Source organism: Corynebacterium renale, from assembly GCF_002563965.1.
Taxonomy (GTDB): domain Bacteria; phylum Actinomycetota; class Actinomycetes; order Mycobacteriales; family Mycobacteriaceae; genus Corynebacterium; species Corynebacterium renale.
Map to the genome: position 1 here is coordinate 1199591 of NZ_PDJF01000001.1, position 20186 is coordinate 1219776.

Genomic DNA, 20186 nt, shown 5'->3' on the forward strand with positions numbered 1-20186 from the left:
GGCGGATTGCCCCCGGAAGGATCGTCGCAAAGCGGCGATGTACCACCCGGGGGCAAAGCTACGTACTATTTCTGCGAGGCAAGGAAAGCAATCCATGGCATCCCAGCATGAACTTGCGCAAGAACGCGACACCGCGAACGCGCAGGCCTCTGGCTCCACGGTGAGTGCTACCCAAACCCCCACGACTACCACGAGTAACGCGGGCGGGCAGGGCTCTACAGTGAAGCGTCCAGGTGACCGCATCTTCGAATTTCTATCCACGGCATCTGCAACACTGATGACAGTGTTCATTGCTGCAATTGGCGCCTTCCTGATTTGGCGTGCAATTCCGGCACTGTCCCGTAACGAGGGCGGAATCCTCGGCTTCCTGACCTACACCGGGCCCTGGGAAACGCAAAACTTGGACGCCATGCAGTTCGGCATCCCGAACCTGTTCGCGGCGACCATGATGATGTCGATCCTTGCCCTGCTCCTGGCTATGCCAGTGGCCCTGGGTATTGCCATCTTCTTGTCCAACTACGCGCCAAAGAAGGCAGTGAAGCCACTGGGCTACCTGGTGGACATGCTTGCCGCGGTGCCGTCGATCGTGTACGGCCTGTGGGGCTGGCAGGTACTCGGCCCAGCGCTCACCGACTTTTACACCTGGCTGGAAAGCTGGGCGGGCGGCTTCTTCCTGTTTACCCACTACCAGAACTCGCCGTCGTTTGCGACGGGCCGCAACATGTTTACCGGTGGCATCGTGCTGGCAGTGATGATCCTTCCGGTCATCGCCGCGACCGCACGTGAAGTCTTCGTCCAGACTCCGAAGGGCCACATCGAAGCCGCGCTCGCGTTGGGCGCGACCCGCTGGGAAGTGGTCCGCCTGACCGTACTGCCATTCGGTATGTCCGGTTACGTCTCCGGCGCGATGCTCGGCCTGGGCCGCGCGCTCGGTGAGACGATGGCTTTGTACATGGTGGTTTCCCCAGCAGCCCAGTTCCGTGGATCGCTTTTCGACGGCGGCACCACCTTCGCAACGGCCATCGCCAATGCGGCCCCAGAGTTTAACAACAACATCTCTGCCGGCTCATACATCGCAGCAGGCCTGGTCCTGTTCCTCCTGACCTTCATCGTGAACGCAATCGCGCGTTCCCTGGTGAACAAGAAATAAGGTGGCACGACAAAAATGACTAACAACGTAGTTTCCTCGCCCACACCCCAGCCCGTAACCCAGGGCGCAACGTTCACCGACATTTCGCAGTCCCGCAAGACGAAGAACAGCATTGCAACCTTCGTCATTTATGCCTGCATGGTGTTGGCGATGGTTCCGCTGGTGTGGGTCCTGTGGGTGGTTATCTCCCGCGGTATCGGCCCGATTACTAACGCAAGCTGGTGGACGCAGTCTCAGCTGGGCGTCATGTACTCCCTGCCCGGTGGTGGTGCGCTGCACGCGATCGTCGGCACGCTCATGCAGACCCTGATCTGTTCGCTTATCTCTATCCCGATCGGCGTATTCACCGCGATCTACCTGGTGGAATACGCAGGTCAAGGGCGTTTGGGTAAGGTCACCACCTTCATGGTGGATATCCTCACCGGTGTGCCATCGATTGTTGCGGCCCTGTTCATCTACTCCGTGTGGATTGTCCTCTTCGGCTTCGACCGCTCCGGCATGGCCGTGTCCCTGTCCCTGGTGATCCTCATGGTGCCTGTGATTATCCGCAACACGGAGGAGATGTTGCGCGTCGTGCCGCAGGACCTCCGCGAGGCGTCCTACGCGCTGGGCGTTCCCAAGTGGAAGACCATTGCGCGCATCGTACTGCCGACGGCCCTGTCCGGCATCGTCACCGGTGTCATGTTGGCTATCGCCCGCGTCATGGGCGAATCCGCGCCGGTGCTCATCCTCGTCGGTTCGACCCAGGCGATCAACTGGGACGTGTTCAATGGCCCACAGTCTTCGCTGCCACTGATGATGCTGGACATGTACAAGGCAGGCACCGCCGACGCCGTCCTGGACAAGATGTGGGGCGCCGCCTTGACGCTGGTTCTCATCATCGCTGTCCTCAATATTGCTGCACGGTGGATTTCCGCCAAGTTCTCGGTCAAGAGCTAACGGTCGCCACAATTTTTACTAGGAGTTCACAATGAGCAAGCTCGAACTGAAAAACGTCAACATCTTCTACGGAGATTTCCACGCCGTCCAGGACGTCAACCTGCAGGTCCCGGCGCAGTCGGTCACCGCGTTCATCGGCCCCTCCGGCTGCGGCAAGTCCACCGTGCTACGCAGCCTGAACCGCATGCACGAGGTCACCCCGGGCGCCCGCGTCGAAGGCGAGATTCTCCTCGACGGCCAAGATATCTACGGCCCGAAGGTTGACCCAGTAGCCGTACGCAACACCATCGGCATGGTCTTCCAGAAGGCAAACCCCTTCCCAACCATGTCCATCGAAGACAACGTTGTTGCCGGCCTGAAGCTCTCGGGTGAGAAGAACAAGAAGAAGCTCAAGGAAGTCGCCGAAAAGTCCCTGCGTGGTGCAAACCTCTGGGAGGAAGTAAAAGACCGCCTAGATAAACCAGGCGGCGGCCTGTCTGGTGGCCAGCAGCAGCGCCTGTGCATTGCGCGCGCCATCGCGGTCGAACCGGAGGTCCTCCTCATGGATGAGCCCTGTTCCGCACTGGACCCGATTTCCACCCTGGCCGTGGAGGACCTCATCCACGAACTGAAGGAAAAGTTCACGATCGTCATCGTGACCCACAACATGCAGCAGGCAGCGCGTGTCTCTGACCAGACGGCGTTCTACTCCCTCGAAGCGACCGGCAAGCCTGGCCAGCTCGTGGAGGTAGGCCCGACGCGCAAGATCTTCGAGAACCCGGACAAGAAGGAAACCGAAGACTACATCGCAGGCCGCTTCGGATAGCCGCAGCCGCGGCAGAAAAGCCCCTCGCACCACCGAAGGTGCGAGGGGCTGCCCATTTCCGTGAAGCCGGCCGGAGGGGCGTCGATAAGCAACTCTTTAATACCCGCCCTGCGGCGCGGGCTGGTCGTAGAAGCGGGCGATGAGGTAATCCATCGACGGCACGTGACCACTAAAGAAGGCCTCCACGTGGTTCAAGCCGGTGCGCTCTGCGAGGGTGGGAACCTCGTTGGACGTGAAGTAGACCGTGGCCCCGCGGGCTGCATAATCGCGCGCTAGCTGCCGGGCCTGGTGGTAGGGGATGAGGTCGTCGTGGGTGGCATTGTGGATCATAATCGGCGCGTTCGGCGCGGCCTTACCCAATTTCTGGTCTTCCAACATGCGGTGCGCCGCGGGGACATCACGGACCACCTCGGCGAAAGACTTACCCGACGTAGTCAGCCACCGCGTATCCCAGAACCCCCATTTCACGGCAGCATCCGGGATACACGCCTCGGACACGCCCGCCAGGAAGGCCCGGCCGCGGTCGTTGAGCTGGGGATACACGGCTGCGCGAACCTCGGGGGAACGCTCCATGTACCCGTTGAGCGCCATGCCCAGCACGCCGACAATCGCCGAACGATCCACCGCCTCCATCACGGTGAGCAAGTCCGCTGGCGGAGCACCCGCGTACGTGCCCTTGATATTCAGTTCCGGTGCATAGTTCCCGGCCTGCTCAGCCGCAGACGCCGCCGCTCCACCGCCCTGTGAATATCCGTACAGGCCCACCGGTGCATCCGCCGGCGCTCCCGCAAACTTCAGGGCGGCGCGCGCAGCATCGAGAACCGCGCGCCCTTCCTCTGTATGGTTCACGTAGGTGTGATGTCCGGCGGTCCCCAGCCCGATGTAGTCCGTGACCACCACCCGAATCCCGCTGCGCAGTGCCTCGAGCTGCGCGGGAGCTTCGTAGTTGATGTTCACACTGCCGCTAGAGGCTTGGACTTGGCCGATAAAATCAGTGCTTCTCGACGGCGCGCACACATCTCCTTGGCCCCGGGTCCCTGGAGCAAACACCACGGTCGGTTGCGCGCCAGGGCCTTGCCAGCGCGCGTGTGGTTCGATGATTGTGCCGGTGACGGCCACGGGCTGGCCGTGCATGGTGGTGGACGTATACATGATTGTGCTACGACTGCCCAGCGCCAACGGGGTGCCATCGCCAACGAGCCGCTCACCGCGCGATTTGAGCACGCTTCCCGGAGCCCCAAGTTCGGCGGGCGCAGTGTAGAAATCGTCCGGGGGATTTGCCGGCAGGTACTGCGAACTTAAAGCCGCGGGATCCGTGGGGATAGCGTGAGCTGGGGTAGCCGCAACCAGTGCGCAGGCGGCGATGGTTGCGGTAGCGATACTGCTTCGTAGACGAAAAGGATTGTCAGACACGAGCAGAAAGCTTAATACAGACCCCCGACAGCTACCGGTTAGGCGTTGCGCCCAGAGATCTGGCGTTCCAAGTGCGCGAGGCGTTCGGAGAGTTCGGCGTCGTCACGCTCGCGCTTGCGCTTGTCCAAGTATTCGGCGCGAGTCTTGCCTGTGGTCAGGTAAATGATCCGCGTTGCGACGTTCACACAGTGGTCAGCGTAGCGCTCGAAGAAGCGGCCGCACATGGCGACGTCGTACGCCTCCCGCGTGGAATGAGACCATGGGCGCGCAGTGAGCAGCAGTTTGAGGTGGTCGTGGATGTCATCGACGGCGTCGTCTTCGTCGCTGAGCCGTGCTGCCGCGTCGGGGTCGGGGTCGATGAGCAGGTCACGAACTTCCATGACCATCTCCGATCCGAGGTGCGACATTTCTTCGAAGTAGCCCACGAGGTCATCCGGGATTGCGCGGTGCGGATGGCGTTGCCGTGCCGTAGATGCAATGTTGCGGGCAAGTGCTGCCATGCGACGCAAATCCTCCACGATATAAATGGAGGAAACAACCTGGCGCAGATCGGATGCAACGGGGGCCTCGAGGGCGAGGAGTTCCACGGCGCGCGCTTCGCAGCGCTGCACAATCTCCAGCGTCTTATCTTCCATGGACAAGGCGTCCTCGGCGGCTTCGAGTGAACAGTGGATGAGCGCACGCGTGGCCTTTTCTAGGACCTCTTTGTCGAGGTCACACAGAACAATAAGGTCATGTGCGAATGCATCTAAATGTTCACGATAAGCCGTACGCATGTAGACCACTATAGGTGTTGGACCCAAAAACCGCGCGCCAACCTGTGTTGACGTAGCGCAGGTGGTTTTAGCCACCGTTATTTTCGATATCGGCACCTTCCGGGACCGTGGCGTCGAATGGGTCGTCCAGCCAGCCGTCGGGAAGCTTGACCGCAGCGGGGGAGCCTTGGCGGCCGCGGGCGCCGTCGGAGTCGTCGGCTGTTGCTGTGGAATTACGGAAGGGTTCCAAGACCTGCTGGAGATCGGACATGGACTCGATGCGTGCCAGCGACGCGCGCGTCTCCCCGCCGGTGGGGAAACCGCGCAGGTACCACGCCATGTGTTTGCGCATGTCACGGCTGCCGTGGTGTTCACCGTGCTGTTCGATGAGCAGTTCCAGGTGGCGTTCCATGATGTCGCATACCTTGCCCAGCGTCATTGGCGGCAACGGATCCCGGTCGGACAGTTCGGCGGAAATTTCCGCAAAGAGCCACGGCCGACCCAAACATCCACGCCCGATTTCCACGGCGTCGCAGCCAGTCTGCTCGAGCATCGCCGTCGCGTCCGCTGCAGCAAAGATGTCACCGTTGCCAAACACCTTGACGCCGGTTCCCTCAAGATGCTTCACGACGGCCGCAATCTCCTCCCAGCGCGCGTGTCCCGAATAACGCTGTGCAGCGGTCCGCGCATGCAAGGTTACGGCGGCGGCACCTTCCTCGGCAGCGATGCGTGCAGCATCCAAGTGCGTGAAGTGGTCTTCATCGATGCCGATGCGGAACTTCACGCTCACCGGAATATCCGTGCCTTCGGTTGCCTTCACGGCGGCTGCCACGATGTTGCGATACAACTCCCGCTTGTACGGAAGCGCTGCGCCACCGCCACGGCGTGTGACCTTGGGGACGGGGCAGCCGAAGTTCATATCGATATGGTCCGCCAAGTTTTCATCGACGATCCGCTTGGCGGCCTTGTAGGTGTATTCCGGCGTTGTGGTGTACAACTGCAGCGAACGCGGGCTTTCCGATTCATGGAACCGAGCCATCTTCAGAGTTTTGTCGTTTCCTTCAACGAGGGCGCGCGCAGTCACCATCTCGCAGACATAAAGGCCCGACACGGTCCCAGTGAGCTCGAGTTCAATTTCCCGGCAGAGACGTCGAAAAGCCATCGTGGTTACCCCCGCCATGGGTGCAAGCACAACGGGGGAGCGGAGGGCTAACGAGCCCATGGTAACCGGCGTTGTTGCAGTTAAAGTCACGCCGGCCATTGTTCCCCGTTTTGCCCCCTCACTCAAACTGTGTGGCATGGATTACGCATTTTGATTACTCTCGGGGTACATCACAGTACTTTATCTGTAGAATACGGGATGACCGTACTGGTGGCGGGCTGCGCTCGCCGCGACACTCACGAAACGCAGGAGGAAATATGTCTGAACGCATTGCACACGCAGGCCTTGCATCCAAGGTCATGTCCGCCGAAGAAGCAGCGCAGTTCATTAACAACGGTGATTCCGTCGGCATGTCCGGCTTCACGGGCGCCGGCTACCCCAAGGCTTTGCCCACCGCAATCGCCAACAAGGCTAAGGCTGAGCATGCTGCTGGCAACGAATTCAAGATTGACGTTCTGACCGGCGCTTCGACCGCCCCGGATTGCGACGGCGTCCTCGCAGAGGCCGGTGCCATCAACTGGCGCGCCCCCTACCAGTCCGACCCCACCTTGCGTAACTCCATCAACGCTGGCGACATCAAGTACTCCGACATCCACCTCTCCCACATGGGCATGTACGTCCAGCAGGGCTTCCTCCCCGTTGACGTGGCCATTATTGAGGCCGTACGCATCACCGAAGAAGGCTACGTAGTTCCTTCCTCCGCAGTGGGCAACAACGTGGAATACATGGACGCGGCAGACAAGATCATCATCGAGATTAACGAGTGGCAGTCGCTCGACCTCGAAGGCATGCACGACATCTGGATGATGCCGCACCTGCCAAACCGTGTGCCAATCCCAATCCAGAACGCCGGTGACCGCATCGGTAAGCCCTACATTGAGGTCGACCCGAACAAGATTGTTGCGATCGTCAAGACCAACGAAGCTGACCGCAATGCACCGTTCAAGCCTGCCGACGAAATCTCCGAGAAGATCGCCGGCAACTTCCTCGACTTCCTCGAAGCCGAGGTGCAGGCCGGTCGCCTTGCTTACGACCAGTACGTCATGCAGTCCGGTGTGGGCAACGTCCCGAACGCCGTGATGGCAGGCCTGCTTGATTCCAAGTTTGAGAATATCCAGGCATACACCGAGGTTATCCAGGACGGCATGGTTGACCTCATCGACGCTGGCAAGATGAGCGTCGCTTCCGCAACCTCCTTCTCCCTTTCCCCTGAATACGCGGAGAAGATGAACGCCGAAGCTGCCCGCTACCGCGAGCACATCATCCTGCGCCCACAGCAGATCTCCAACCACCCAGAGGTTGTGCGCCGCATTGGTCTGATCGCTACAAACGGCATGATCGAGGCCGACATTTACGGCAACATCAACTCCACCAACGTTTCCGGAACCCGCGTCATGAACGGTATCGGTGGCTCGGGCGACTTCACCCGAAACGCGCTGGTCTCTTCCTTCATCTCCGGATCCGAGGCCAAGGGCGGAGCAATCTCCACCATCGTTCCTTTCGCCACGCACATCGACCACACCGAGCACGACGTCATGGTCGTCATCACCGAGTACGGGTACGCCGACCTCCGCGGCCTGGCGCCACGTGACCGAGTCAAAAAGATGATCTCCATCGCGCACCCGGATTACCGCCCGCAGCTCGAGGAATACTACGAGCGCGCGCTCAAGGGTAAGAATATCCACACCCCGCACGATCTGGGCACCGCTTTCAACTTCCACATCAACCTGGCGGAAAACGGAACAATGCGCCTCAACTAATCCGCGCACACTGGGAATTATGTAGCCGGTTTTTCATTTAGGGCAGCAACCGGCTACACTCTTCCCCGTTGGGCCTTTAGCTCAGTTGGTAGAGCTACGGACTTTTAATCCGCAGGTCGCGGGTTCGATCCCCGCAGGGCCCACAATTATGAAGCCCCAGGCCACATGGTCTGGGGCTTCTGCTATTCGCCGTCGGCTTACGCCTTCATGAGTCTCTGGATAGCTGCCATCGCCTCTTCAATCTTCGCGTCTCCTTCACCGGAATTACTTGCGACGGCATTCGTGACGCAATGGTGAAGGTGGTCATCCATCAGTGCCACGGCAACATTGCGCAACGCCGACGTCGCCGCGCTAATCTGCGTGACGATGTCGATGCAGTACTCGTCTTCATTCAGCATCCTGTGGATACCGCGTACTTGGCCCTCTATGCGCTTCAGGCGGGCCAGGTAGCGTGCTTTCTCGTCCGTGTAGCCGTGATGGGCGCGCTGATCCTTGCAGCACGAAGTAGGGGACTGCTCGGCTGGGCCTTGTGCGTCGTCGTGGCTGGATTGTGGAGTAGCGCTAGTAACCATGGTTAAAGTGTATCCTGACCTGTCAATTTGTTTCTTTTTAGGGCGTACCGTAAAGTACTCAAACAGGTTCGCAGCGAGCATCGCTGTGGTCCAGCCCCCATCGTCTAGAGGCCTAGGACACTGCCCTTTCACGGCAGCGACACGGGTTCGAATCCCGTTGGGGGTACTCCAGGCCCTGTGGCGCAGTTGGTTAGCGCGCCGCCCTGTCACGGCGGAGGTCGCGGGTTCAAGTCCCGTCAGGGTCGCCAATAAAAATCCCGAGGTAAAAGCCTTGGGATTTTTTGCATTCCTACCCAAGCGGGCGTGTCTCCGCTATGGGCCAGGGTGTAGCGCGTGATACGAAAAAGACATTCTGGTGGTTAAGTAGCGTTAAACCTGCAGGTGGATTTTTCCAGGTAATTGCAGAATGTCTTTTTCATATCACTGCCAAGCCCATACCTCTTCTGAGGGTGTGCGGTGTGGTGGCTACCGGCACCGCACATGCTGTGGACTCGGGGTTGTGGTTCTTTGCTGTCAGGCCGGTGCGTGAGAACGCGGCGCATTTACAACTCCCTGGGAATAATAGTTGCCGGCTTTAGTTCGTTAGGTGGAGTAGCTCCCGGATGGGAGACATGCCTTTCTTTACTTAACTCAGCTGCGCCGTAAAAGGCTGATAAAAGACCACGTCACGGGCAGATTTGCTTAGTGTCAGAAGTTCTGTGTAAAGTATGAACTCGTGCAAAGGACAGCGTCATGCTTCCTAGTACATAATAGAATAAGGCCCTGTGGCGCAGTTGGTTAGCGCGCCGCCCTGTCACGGCGGAGGTCGCGGGTTCAAGTCCCGTCAGGGTCGCTGAAGTGCTTAGGTGCTTCTGGCCAGATAGCTCAGTTGGTAGAGCACACGCCTGAAAAGTGTGGGGTCGCCGGTTCGATCCCGGCTCTGGCCACAAATAGACCAGCGTCTCCATCACGGAGACGCTGGTTTTTGTTTTGGGTGGACGGTGTGGGAGTCAAACGCGGGGCAAGCGCGGTTTAAGCGTCAAAACAGGGGCTATTCGCGCGCACCGGGCAGCGTGGCGCTTTGCTTTCCAAAGAATAAAGCCACGCTCCCTGAAGCGGGGCGTGGCGGGTGGGGTGGGCGTCGAAAAGCCTGAAATGAAATGGCGGGTTAAATCACATAGAAATCGGGGTCTACGAGCTTAATCTGCTCGTCGGAGGCGCGCGGTCGGCATTTGGCTGGGATGCCCACAGCGATGCAATCAGGGCCGATATCCTTCGTCACAACCGCGTTAGCGCCAATAGCGCTGTTATCGCCGATGGTGATGGGGCCCAGGACTTTGGCACCGGCGCCGATAGTCACATTGTTGCCAATTGTCGGGTGACGTTTCGTTTGAGTGAGCACCTGGCCGCCTAGCGTGACGCCGTGGTAAATCATCACGCCGTCGCCAATCTCGGCGGTTTCGCCAATGACTACACCCATGCCATGGTCAATGAAGAAACGCCGCCCGATGGTTGCGCCAGGGTGAATCTCGATACCCGTGAGCCAGCGTGCAACCTGCGCCAAGATGCGGGCTACCCCCTTGATGTCGCGCTTCCACAGCCAATGCGCACACCGGTGAATCCAAATTGCGTGCAGCCCCGAATACACGATTGCATTTTCCACGTTGCCGCGCGCCGCGGGATCATGGTTGCGGGCATTTTCTAAATCTTCACGGATCATTTTGAACACGGCAAACATACCGAGGATTCTAACAGCGGTCAGGGGAGGTGGCGCAGCCGCTGGTCGTCGCTACCGTCACCAGGAAACACGTCCGGAGGGGTGACGGCGTGAATTCCCTGGGGAAACGTGCGTGGCTCTGCATGATTGGCCGAACTGCAGGACGCCACGGAAGACTCGAAAGTTGAATATTAAAAAAGTCCCGGGGCGGACATGGTGCCGCCTCGGGACTGCGTATCCGGGAAATTAGTCGCGGATGTCCTCGTACAGGATGGTGGAGACGTAACGCTCACCAAAGTCGCACACGACGGTGACGATGGTCTTGCCCTCGTTCTCTGGCTTTGCGGCGAGCTCGAGTGCAACCTTGATGTTGGATCCGGTGGAGATGCCGCCCAGGATGCCTTCTTCGGTGCCTAGCTTGCGGGAGTATGCAACGGCGTCTTCGTTGGAGACGGTGAAGACGTCATCCAGAACGGTGCGGTCCAGAACCTCTGGGATGAAGTTTGCGCCGATGCCCTGAATCTTGTGTGGGCCGGCCTTGCCTTCGGTCAGCAGTGGGGAGGAAGCTGGCTCGACTGCGTAGACCTTGACCTCTGGGTTGCGCTCCTTGAGGACCTGGCCCACACCCGTGACGGTGCCGCCGGTGCCGAAACCTGCGACGAAGATGTCGACGTTGCCGTCGGTATCCTGCCAGATCTCTTCTGCGGTGGTCTTGCGGTGAATTTCCGGGTTCGCCGGGTTGCCGAACTGGCGGGCCAGGATTGCGCCTTCGCGTTCAGCGACGATTTCGTTTGCCTTGTCCACAGCGCCTTGCATACCCGCTGCGCCTGGGGTCAGGATGATTTCTGCACCGTAAGCGCGCAGCATGACGCGGCGCTCAGCGGACATGGTCTCTGGCATGGTCAGCACTACGTTATAGCCACGAGCTGCGCCGACCATAGCAAGTGCGATGCCGGTGTTGCCGGAGGTTGCCTCAACGATGGTGCCACCTGGCTTGAGTTCGCCGGATTCCTCGGCAGCCTTGATGATTGCCAGGCCAATGCGGTCTTTAACGGAGTTTGCTGGGTTGAAGGACTCAACCTTCACAAGAACCTCGCCAGGGAGGTCCTTGGTGAGCTTGGAAAGGCGGACCAGTGGTGTGCCACCAATGGTCTCGGTGATGTTGTTGTACAAAGCCATAAATTCTCCTTGGGTGAATCGTTTGTTCGTGCGCGAAGAGTGCGCGACATAAGGCCCATCGTAGACAGGTAGGTACATCTGCGCAAGACTGGTCAGTCTATTGCTGGAAAGTTCACTGTCGGATGATCTTTTTAGCTTTACGACGTCGCCATGCGGTGTAGTTCGTGAATATAAATCTGGGCCGATGTCACCTTGTGCTGGAGCGTCGATAAAAAGTTGTAGGTAACGTGCGCGTGTGCTGCATAATCGCAGGAAAAGCGCGTTTGCCTTGGCCGTAAAAGGTATTACTTTAGGTCTACCCCCGGCAACGCCCGTACGTTTTTGCTTTTCAGGCTGCTAACAGGAAGTGGGGGGATTTTTCTACCCCCGCTCCGCCGGCTAGACTGTCCACTCGTGTTCTTAAAATGCAACACGCTGTGTTGTTGAGGTGAAAACAATTGCGTGCTGTTACGAACTCGTCTGGGAGTTCGGGTCCGGCCGCACGCCAAGGAGGGCCCCATGGTGGAGACACATCGGATGAACGAAGACGACGATGCCGTTCGGGCAGCGCTGACCACGCTGAAGACATCGACAGGTATCCCTGTCACCATGTATGCGACATTGCTCGCCGACAACCGACTGCAAATTACTCAGTGGGTGGGCCTGCGAACTCCCGCGCTACATAACCTGATTATCGATCCCGGCGTGGGCGTCGGCGGCCGTGTGGTGAGCACTCGACGGGCGGTAGGTGTGGCCGACTATGCCCGCGCCTCAGTAATTTCGCACGAAAATGACAAGATCATCCAGGACGAAGGGCTTTATTCCCTCGTCGCCGTACCGGTTATCGTGCAGCGTGAAATCCGCGGCGTCCTTTATGTCGGCGTGCATTCCCCAGTGCGCCTTGGCGACAAGGTCATCGAAGAGGTCACCATGACCGCGCGCACCCTCGAGCAGGATTTGGCGGTCAACTCCGCAATGCGCACCGCCGGTGGAAAGTCGGGAAACAATCGCGGGGGCCGGTTGCTCAACGGCGCTGAGTGGGAGCAGGTGCGCGCTACTCACTCGAAGTTGCGCATGCTAACAAATAAGGTTGACGACGAAAACCTACGTTCCGAGCTGGAGCGCCTCTGTGACCAGCTCATTTCCCCGGTTCCGGTCAAGCAGACCACGCGCTTGTCCGCCCGCGAACTCGACGTTCTTTCCTGCGTCGCGCTTGGTCACACGAATGTGGAGGCCGCAGAAGAGATGGGCATCGGAGCTGAAACCGTCAAGAGTTACCTGCGTTCAGTAATGCGCAAGCTCGGTGCGCACACCCGTTATGAGGCCGTCAACGCGGCGCGACGCATTGGGGTGCTGCCTTAAGTCGTGCCTTGGGGCGTCGATAAGCATGAGTGCTCACGGCGCACACTCTATGAGCTGCCAGCCTGCGCGGGCTGGCAGCTTTTTGGTTAACCTAAGAGGCGTGAAAGATACGTTTGTTGTTCAAGGTGGGGCCCGTCTCGAAGGCGTAGTGCGGGTCAACGGTGCCAAAAATTCGGTGCTTAAGCTCATGGCAGCGGCACTTCTCGCCGAAGGGCGCACAGTATTACGCAATTGCCCCGAAATTCTCGACGTCCCCCTCATGCAGAAAGTCCTCGAGGGCTTGGGCTGCACCGTTGAGGTCGACGGGGAAACCGTCACTATCGACACCCCGGCGGAACTTTCCCCCAACGCAGACTTCGATGCTGTCCGCCAATTCCGCGCCTCAGTCTGCGTCCTGGGTCCTTTGACTGCGCGTTGCGGTAGGGCAGTTGTTGCACTCCCGGGCGGCGACGCAATCGGTTCGCGGCCGCTCGACATGCATCAATCCGGACTTGAGAAGCTCGGCGCGACCACAAAGATCAAGCACGGTGCGGTGGTCACCGAGGCAGAATCTCTCCAGGGTGCCCACATCGTCTTGGACTTTCCATCGGTAGGTGCGACAGAAAACATCCTTACCGCTGCAGTGCTTGCCGACGGCACCACCACCCTGGACAACGCAGCCCGTGAACCAGAAATCGTAGATTTGTGCACCATGCTTTCTGAGATGGGCGCAAAGATTGAAGGCGCAGGCAGCTCCACCATCACGATCGAAGGTGTGGAAAAGCTCAATCCCACTGAACATGACGTCATCGGCGACCGCATCGTGGCTGGTACGTGGGCATATGCAGCAGCCATGACGCGTGGAGACATAACCGTCGGTGGCATCGCGCCGCGACACCTGCACCTACCACTGGAGAAACTCAAGGTCGCGGGTGCTTCAGTTGAAACGTATGACAACGGGTTCCGCGTCCGGATGGCTGGCCGCCCCAAGTCCGTTGACTTCCAAACCCTTCCGTTTCCGGGCTTTCCAACGGACCTTCAACCAATGGCGATCGGGCTTGCCGCGGTTTCTCAGGGGACCTCGGTCATTACAGAAAACGTCTTTGAATCCCGATTCAGGTTCGTCGATGAAATGCTGCGACTCGGTGCGGATGCAACAGTCGACGGCCATCACGTAGTTCTTCGTGGCCAGGAGAAGCTGTCTTCCACCGATGTGTGGAGCTCGGACATCCGAGCCGGCGCGGGCCTAGTACTCGCTGCTTTGTGTGCGGAGGGCCAAAGCCGCGTCCACGATGTATTCCACATCGATAGGGGATACCCAAAGTTCGTGGAGATCCTGCGCTCGCTCGGGGCGGATATCCGCCGAGAAGCAGTTGAATAATACTAACGACGTTCAAACCCGTGGGTTTACCTGCGGGTTTGTGTTGTTTCCGGGGTGTGTGTAAGTTTATGTCTCGTTGCCGACGAGGTCACCACAACACAGTGTGTGTGGGTGATGGTTGGTGAACATGCTGGGGGTTTACTTCACGTTTGCTTGTTTGTAATCGTGTGTGGTAGGCTCCTGGGACATTGCAATCGCACTGATTGGCGCTCTTGAAACTTGTGAGTGTTGGTGGTGTGTGTTGTGGTTGTGTGAGAACTCAATAGTGTGCCAATGTACTTTTATTATTTTTGTTACTGGTTACATTGCGCCTGACACGTACTGGTTCGTATGACTGGTGGTGTTGGGGTGTGACTGGTCGAGTGTGTGGTGTGGGTTAACACCTGTGGCTCGTTAAATATGATCATGGTGTGCCTAACTATGTTTGACCACATTGGTTTCTTGTTCATGCACCCCCGTGTGTGGATAAGATTGGTGTGGTTGTTTTGCTAGTTTTTGTTTGTCAGGTTTTTCAGGCTTTCTTGCTTGAGGATTTTTTCTGATTGAATTTTTTCTTTTGTGGAGAGTTTGATCCTGGCTCAGGACGAACGCTGGCGGCGTGCTTAACACATGCAAGTCGAACGGAAAGGCCACTGCTTGCAGTGGTACTCGAGTGGCGAACGGGTGAGTAACACGTGGGTGATCTGCCCTGTACTTTGGGATAAGCCTGGGAAACTGGGTCTAATACCGGATAGGACCATCGTTTAGTGTCGGTGGTGGAAAGCTTTTGCGGTACGGGATGAGCTCGCGGCCTATCAGCTTGTTGGTGGGGTAATGGCCTACCAAGGCGTCGACGGGTAGCCGGCCTGAGAGGGTGGACGGCCACATTGGGACTGAGATACGGCCCAGACTCCTACGGGAGGCAGCAGTGGGGAATATTGCACAATGGGCGCAAGCCTGATGCAGCGACGCCGCGTGAGGGATGACGGCCTTCGGGTTGTAAACCTCTTTCGCTAGGGACGAAGCTTTTGTGACGGTACCTAGAGAAGAAGCACCGGCTAACTACGTGCCAGCAGCCGCGGTAATACGTAGGGTGCGAGCGTTGTCCGGATTTACTGGGCGTAAAGAGCTCGTAGGTGGTTTGTCGCGTCGTCTGTGAAATTCCGGGGCTTAACTCCGGGCGTGCAGGCGATACGGGCATAACTTGAGTACTGTAGGGGAGACTGGAATTCCTGGTGTAGCGGTGGAATGCGCAGATATCAGGAGGAACACCGATGGCGAAGGCAGGTCTCTGGGCAGTTACTGACACTGAGGAGCGAAAGCATGGGTAGCGAACAGGATTAGATACCCTGGTAGTCCATGCCGTAAACGGTGGGCGCTAGGTGTGAGACCCTTCCACGGGTTTTGTGCCGTAGCTAACGCATTAAGCGCCCCGCCTGGGGAGTACGGCCGCAAGGCTAAAACTCAAAGGAATTGACGGGGGCCCGCACAAGCGGCGGAGCATGTGGATTAATTCGATGCAACGCGAAGAACCTTACCTGGGTTTGACATACACCAGACCGGGCCAGAGATGGTCTTTCCCTTTGTGGTTGGTGTACAGGTGGTGCATGGTTGTCGTCAGCTCGTGTCGTGAGATGTTGGGTTAAGTCCCGTAACGAGCGCAACCCTTGTCTTATGTTGCCAGCACGTTGTGGTGGGGACTCATGAGAGACTGCCGGGGTTAACTCGGAGGAAGGTGGGGATGACGTCAAATCATCATGCCCCTTATGTCCAGGGCTTCACACATGCTACAATGGTCGGTACAACGCGTGTGCTACTTCGTGAGGAGATGCTAATCGCTGAAAGCCGGCCTTAGTTCGGATTGGGGTCTGCAACTCGACCCCATGAAGTCGGAGTCGCTAGTAATCGCAGATCAGCAACGCTGCGGTGAATACGTTCCCGGGCCTTGTACACACCGCCCGTCACGTCATGAAAGTTGGTAACACCCGAAGCCCATGGCCCAACCAGTTTTCTGGGGGGAGTGGTCGAAGGTGGGATCGGCGATTGGGACGAAGTCGTAACAAGGTAGCCGTACCGGAAGGTGCGGCTGGATCACCTCCTTTCTATGGAGTATTTTTTATTAATTGTTTTACTGGTGGATCACACCCCCTCTTGTGGTGCGTGTAACCATATGGTGGCAGGAATAAACGTTGGCATGCTGTTGGGTGTCTCATGCAACCCTTTGTGGTTGTGTGAAACATGTGCATCATAGGCTGGGATGACACACTGTTGGTTGTGTTGTTTTTGGTGTGTGGTGGTGTTGTGTGAGAACTGTATAGTGGACGCGAGCATCTTTATTTTTTGTGGCAAGTTGAATTGTAACTAGATACTAACCACAGTCTTTTGATGGTTGTGGTGGTGTTCTTGTGTGTTTGTTGTAAGGGCACACGGTGGATGCCTTGGTATGCTGAGCCGATGAAGGACGTGCAAGGCTGCGTTAAGCCTCGGGGAGTTGTCAATGGAGCGTTGATCCGAGGATGTCCGAATGGGGAAACCCGGCTACTGTTATTGGTGGTCACCCTTCCATGAATTCATAGTGGTTGTGGGGGTTACGTAGGGAAGTGAAACATCTCAGTACCTACAGGAGAAGAAAATAATATATGATTCCGTGTGTAGTGGCGAGCGATAGCGGATGATGGCTAAACTTTATGCGTGTGATACCTGGCAGGGGTTGCGTGTAGGGGGTTGTGGGAGATAATTGTTGTGGGTTCTGCCAGACCCACCCGCATGTCATATGACGCAAGTGGAACTGGTTTGGGATGGCCGACCGTAGTAGGTGAGAGTCCTGTACATGAATGTGTTGTGTGGTGTGGTGATTGTGTTCCCGAGTAGCAGCGGGTTCGTGGAGTCTGCTGTGAATCTGCCGGGACCACCCGGTAAGCCTGAATACTCAGTGTGACCGATAGCGGATAGTACCGTGAGGGAATGGTGAAAAGTACCCCGGGAGGGGAGTGAAATAGTACCTGAAACCGTGTGCTTACAATCCGTCAGAGCCCCGTATGTGGGTGATGGCGTGCCTTTTGAAGAATGAGCCTGCGAGTCAGCGGCATGTCGCGAGGTTAACCCGTTGTGGGGTAGTCGTAGCGAAAGCGAATCCTAATTAAGGGTGTTGTGTAGTGGCATGTCCTGGACCCGAAGCGGAGTGATCTACCCATGGCCAGTGTGAAGCAATTGTAAGAGGTTGTGGAGGCGCGAACCCACTTAGGTTGAAAACTGAGGGGATGAGTTGTGGGTAGGGGTGAAAGGCTAATCAAACTCCGTGATAGCTGGTTCTCCCCGAAATGCATTTAGGTGCAGCGTCACATGTTAGCTTGCCGGAGGTAGAGCTACTGGTTGGTTGAGCGGGACTATCATCTTAGCAATGTCAGCCAAACTCCGAATGCCGGTGAAGTGTTGTGTGGCAGTGAGACTGCGGGGGATAAGCTCCGTCGAGTCGAGAGGGAAACAGCCCAGATCGTTGGTTAAGGCCCCTAAGGGTGTGCTAAGTGGAAAAGGATGTGGGATCGCGAAGACAGCCAGGAGGTTGGCTTAGAAGCAGCCATCCTTGAAAGAGTGCGTAATAGCTCACTGGTCGAGTGGTTCTGCGCCGACAATGTAGTGGGGCTGAAGCATACCGCCGAAACCGCGGCATAATTTTTTGATTATGGGTAGGGGAGCGTCGTGCATGGGGTGAAGCCATACTGTAAGGAGTGGTGGACTGTGTGCGAGTGAGAATGCAGGCATGAGTAACGATTAACATGTGAGAATCATGTTCGCCGGATGACTAAGGGTTCCTGGGTCAAGTTCGTCTTCCCAGGGTGAGTCGGGGCCTAAGGCGAGGCCGACAGGCGTAGTCGATGGTTAACGGGTTGATATTCCCGTACCCGATAATGTGCGCCCAGTGACGAGGCTGATGATACTAACCTCCCACATGCTGTCAGCGCATACTTTGTGTGTGTTGGTGGTGTGTGGTTGGGACCTGAGTTGGTAGTAGTCAAGTGATGGGGTGACGCAGTGAGGTAGTCACGCCCCCGGTTGGTGTGGGGTGTAAGCGTGTGGCCCGCAGGGTAGGTAAATCCGTCCTGTATTGTGGGTGAGGCGTGATGCGTAGACCATTTTTTGGTTGATGGTGATGATCCTGTACTGTCGAGAAAAGCCTCTAGCGAGTGCATTATCGGCCCGTACCCTAAACCGACACAGGTGGTCAGGTAGAGAATACTAAGGCGTTCGGGTGAACTGTGGTTAAGGAATTCGGCAAAATGCCCCCGTAACTTCGGGAGAAGGGGGACCACTGCTGGTGGAATGGTCTTGCACTGTTTTTGCTGGTGGTGGTCGCAGAGGATAGAGGGAAGCGACTGTTTACTAAAAACACAGGTCCGTGCGAAGACGGTTAAGTTGATGTATACGGACTGACGCCTGCCCGGTGCTGGAAGGTTAAGAGGACCTGTTAGATCACTTTGTGGTCGAAGCGGAGAATTTAAGCCCCAGTAAACGGCGGTGGTAACTATAACCATCCTAAGGTAGCGAAATTCCTTGTCGGGTAAGTTCCGACCTGCACGAATGGCGTAACGACTTCCCTGCTGTCTCAACCACAGGCCCGGTGAAATTGCAGTACGAGTAAAGATGCTCGTTACGCGCGGCAGGACGAAAAGACCCCGGGACCTTCACTATAGCTTGGTATTGGTGTTTGGTTCGGTTTGTGTAGGATAGGTGGGAGACGTTGATGCAGCATCGCTAGGTGTTGTGGAGTCGTTGGTGAAATACCACTCTGATCGGACTGGGCATCTAACCTTGGCCCATGATCTGGGTTGGGGACAGTGCCTGGTGGGTAGTTTAACTGGGGCGGTTGCCTCCTAAATGGTAACGGAGGCGCCCAAAGGTTCCCTCAGCTTGGTTGGTAATCAGGTGTTGAGTGTAAGTGTATAAGGGAGCTTGACTGTGAGAGTGACGGCTCGAGCAGGGACGAAAGTCGGGACTAGTGATCCGGCACCTACTTGTGGATGTGGTGTCGCTCAACGGATAAAAGGTACCCCGGGGATAACAGGCTGATCTTCCCCAAGAGTCCATATCGACGGGATGGTTTGGCACCTCGATGTCGGCTCGTCGCATCCTGGGGCTGGAGTAGGTCCCAAGGGTTGGGCTGTTCGCCCATTAAAGCGGCACGCGAGCTGGGTTTAGAACGTCGTGAGACAGTTCGGTCTCTATCCGCCGCGCGCGTAGAAACTTGTGGAAGGCTGACCCTAGTACGAGAGGACCGGGTTGGACGTACCTCTGGTGTGCCAGTTGTTCCGCCAGGAGCAGGGCTGGTTGGCTACGTACGGGAGGGATAACCGCTGAAAGCATCTAAGCGGGAAGCCTGTTTCGAGATGAGGTTTCTTTTGAGGTTCCCTAGAGATGATGGGGTTGATAGGCCAGGGCTGGAAGGCATGTAAGTGTTGGAGGTGACTGGTACTAATTGGCCGAACGTAACACACAAGTAAGTTTGTAACGAGCCCAAAGATTTGTTGGGTGTTTGCGTCCACTGTGCAGTGTTTGACACAACACGTGGTGTTGTGGGCATGGTCCCTTTCGGGGTTGTGTTTATTGAGTGTGTTGGTGGTTATTGTGGCAGGGGTACGCCCGGTCCCTTTTCGAACCCGGTAGCTAAGCCTGTTAATCGCTGATGGTACTGCATGCGGGAGCGTGTGGGAGAGTAGGTCGCCGCCAACACTAAAAATTACATACAATATAAGGGTGGTCCCCGGGTGACTTGTAAAGCGTGTTACCCGGGGACCACCTCGTTTATTTTTCCATTATTCTGTTTTTGTGTTGTGGCCTGGGTGGGTTGTTATTACTTGCCCAGGCCACTTTGCTGTATGCCAACCAGTGCGCCCATCGAATGCATACGGGGCTTTTGAATCGAACTACAACCGCTATGGGTTGAGATTCCCATTAAATCCGACATCTACGGTCTTGGATTCGCATGACCAGGTGGGGATTATCGCTCCTTATAGGTAAACTCTGCATAGTTAAGCACGGGTCCCGTCCGCGGTGACCCCGGTGCCCGAATGAACTACG

Annotated in this window: 12 protein-coding genes, 5 tRNA genes and 3 rRNA genes; 14 read left to right on the forward strand and 6 right to left on the reverse strand. The window is 57.2% G+C overall.

The window, feature by feature from the left end; genetic code table 11:
- The first annotated feature begins 94 nt into the window (after positions 1–94).
- The 3 genes from pstC to pstB are packed head-to-tail and all read left to right on the forward strand — an operon-like array spanning position 95 to position 2894.
- The gene (gene pstC, locus ATK06_RS05645) at positions 95–1150 is read left to right on the forward strand and encodes a phosphate ABC transporter permease subunit PstC (protein ID WP_098388989.1); all 1056 of its coding nucleotides are present in this window, start codon (positions 95–97) and stop codon (positions 1148–1150) included.
- Between the two features lie 15 nt (positions 1151–1165).
- Entirely contained in the window at positions 1166–2089 is a 924-nt protein-coding gene (gene pstA / locus ATK06_RS05650) for a phosphate ABC transporter permease PstA (protein ID WP_048380724.1), read from the forward strand.
- Between the two features lie 31 nt (positions 2090–2120).
- The gene (gene pstB, locus ATK06_RS05655) at positions 2121–2894 is read left to right on the forward strand and encodes a phosphate ABC transporter ATP-binding protein PstB (protein WP_048380722.1); all 774 of its coding nucleotides are present in this window, start codon (positions 2121–2123) and stop codon (positions 2892–2894) included.
- A gap of 96 nt (positions 2895–2990) precedes the next feature.
- Here pstB and ATK06_RS05660 read toward each other — a convergent pair whose 3' ends face one another.
- The 3 genes from ATK06_RS05660 to dusB form a co-directional block, all read right to left on the reverse strand.
- Positions 2991–4307, reverse strand: a complete 1317-nt coding sequence (locus ATK06_RS05660) for a lipase family protein (protein WP_053072825.1) — start codon at positions 4305–4307, stop codon at positions 2991–2993.
- A 38-nt stretch (positions 4308–4345) separates the two neighbouring features.
- On the reverse strand, positions 4346–5083 hold the full coding sequence (gene phoU, locus ATK06_RS05665; RefSeq protein WP_098388991.1) for a phosphate signaling complex protein PhoU: 738 nt from the start codon (positions 5081–5083) through the stop codon (positions 4346–4348).
- Positions 5084–5150: 67 nt separating this feature from the next.
- Complete coding sequence (gene dusB / locus ATK06_RS05670; protein ID WP_098388992.1) at positions 5151–6323, reverse strand: tRNA dihydrouridine synthase DusB; 1173 nt, start codon at positions 6321–6323, stop codon at positions 5151–5153.
- A 158-nt stretch (positions 6324–6481) separates the two neighbouring features.
- Between dusB and scpC the strand changes: the two genes are divergently transcribed.
- Both scpC and ATK06_RS05680 read left to right on the forward strand, forming a co-directional pair.
- On the forward strand, positions 6482–7984 hold the full coding sequence (scpC, locus tag ATK06_RS05675; protein WP_048380716.1) for a succinyl-CoA:acetate CoA-transferase ScpC: 1503 nt from the start codon (positions 6482–6484) through the stop codon (positions 7982–7984).
- Positions 7985–8054: 70 nt separating this feature from the next.
- A tRNA-Lys gene (locus tag ATK06_RS05680) sits at positions 8055–8127 on the forward strand.
- Between the two features lie 54 nt (positions 8128–8181).
- Here ATK06_RS05680 and ATK06_RS05685 read toward each other — a convergent pair.
- Complete coding sequence (locus ATK06_RS05685; protein ID WP_048381058.1) at positions 8182–8556, reverse strand: metal-sensitive transcriptional regulator; 375 nt, start codon at positions 8554–8556, stop codon at positions 8182–8184.
- 93 nt (positions 8557–8649) lie between these two features.
- On the opposite strand from ATK06_RS05685, the gene ATK06_RS05690 reads away from it, so the two are divergent.
- The 4 genes from ATK06_RS05690 to ATK06_RS05705 all read left to right on the forward strand — a co-directional run bounded on the left by ATK06_RS05690 (position 8650) and on the right by ATK06_RS05705 (position 9482).
- A tRNA-Glu gene (locus tag ATK06_RS05690) sits at positions 8650–8722 on the forward strand.
- A gap of 5 nt (positions 8723–8727) precedes the next feature.
- Positions 8728–8804, forward strand: a tRNA-Asp gene (locus ATK06_RS05695).
- 510 nt (positions 8805–9314) lie between these two features.
- Positions 9315–9388 (forward strand) — tRNA-Asp (locus tag ATK06_RS05700).
- 21 nt (positions 9389–9409) lie between these two features.
- Positions 9410–9482, forward strand: a tRNA-Phe gene (locus ATK06_RS05705).
- Positions 9483–9703: 221 nt separating this feature from the next.
- Here ATK06_RS05705 and epsC read toward each other — a convergent pair.
- Together epsC and cysK are read right to left on the reverse strand one after the other, a co-directional pair.
- Positions 9704–10273 (reverse strand): serine O-acetyltransferase EpsC, encoded by a 570-nt coding sequence (gene epsC / locus ATK06_RS05710; protein ID WP_048380714.1) that lies wholly within the window; start codon positions 10271–10273, stop codon positions 9704–9706.
- A 225-nt stretch (positions 10274–10498) separates the two neighbouring features.
- A complete protein-coding gene (cysK, locus tag ATK06_RS05715; protein ID WP_048380712.1) occupies positions 10499–11431 on the reverse strand; it encodes a cysteine synthase A in 933 nt (310 codons plus the stop codon).
- Positions 11432–11929: 498 nt separating this feature from the next.
- On the opposite strand from cysK, the gene ramA reads away from it, so the two are divergent.
- From ramA to rrf, 5 genes are all read left to right on the forward strand, one after another.
- On the forward strand, positions 11930–12772 hold the full coding sequence (gene ramA, locus ATK06_RS05720; RefSeq protein WP_408608297.1) for an acetate metabolism transcriptional regulator RamA: 843 nt from the start codon (positions 11930–11932) through the stop codon (positions 12770–12772).
- Positions 12773–12872: 100 nt separating this feature from the next.
- Positions 12873–14132, forward strand: coding sequence for a UDP-N-acetylglucosamine 1-carboxyvinyltransferase (murA, locus tag ATK06_RS05725; protein ID WP_048380710.1), 1260 nt, complete (start codon positions 12873–12875; stop codon positions 14130–14132).
- Between the two features lie 555 nt (positions 14133–14687).
- Positions 14688–16213, forward strand: a 16S ribosomal RNA gene (locus ATK06_RS05730).
- Positions 16214–16516: 303 nt separating this feature from the next.
- Positions 16517–19605, forward strand: a 23S ribosomal RNA gene (locus ATK06_RS05735).
- Positions 19606–19720: 115 nt separating this feature from the next.
- Positions 19721–19838 (forward strand): 5S ribosomal RNA (gene rrf, locus ATK06_RS05740).
- The 16S, 23S and 5S rRNA genes sit together here, the layout of an rRNA operon.
- The last annotated feature ends 348 nt before the right edge of the window (positions 19839–20186 follow it).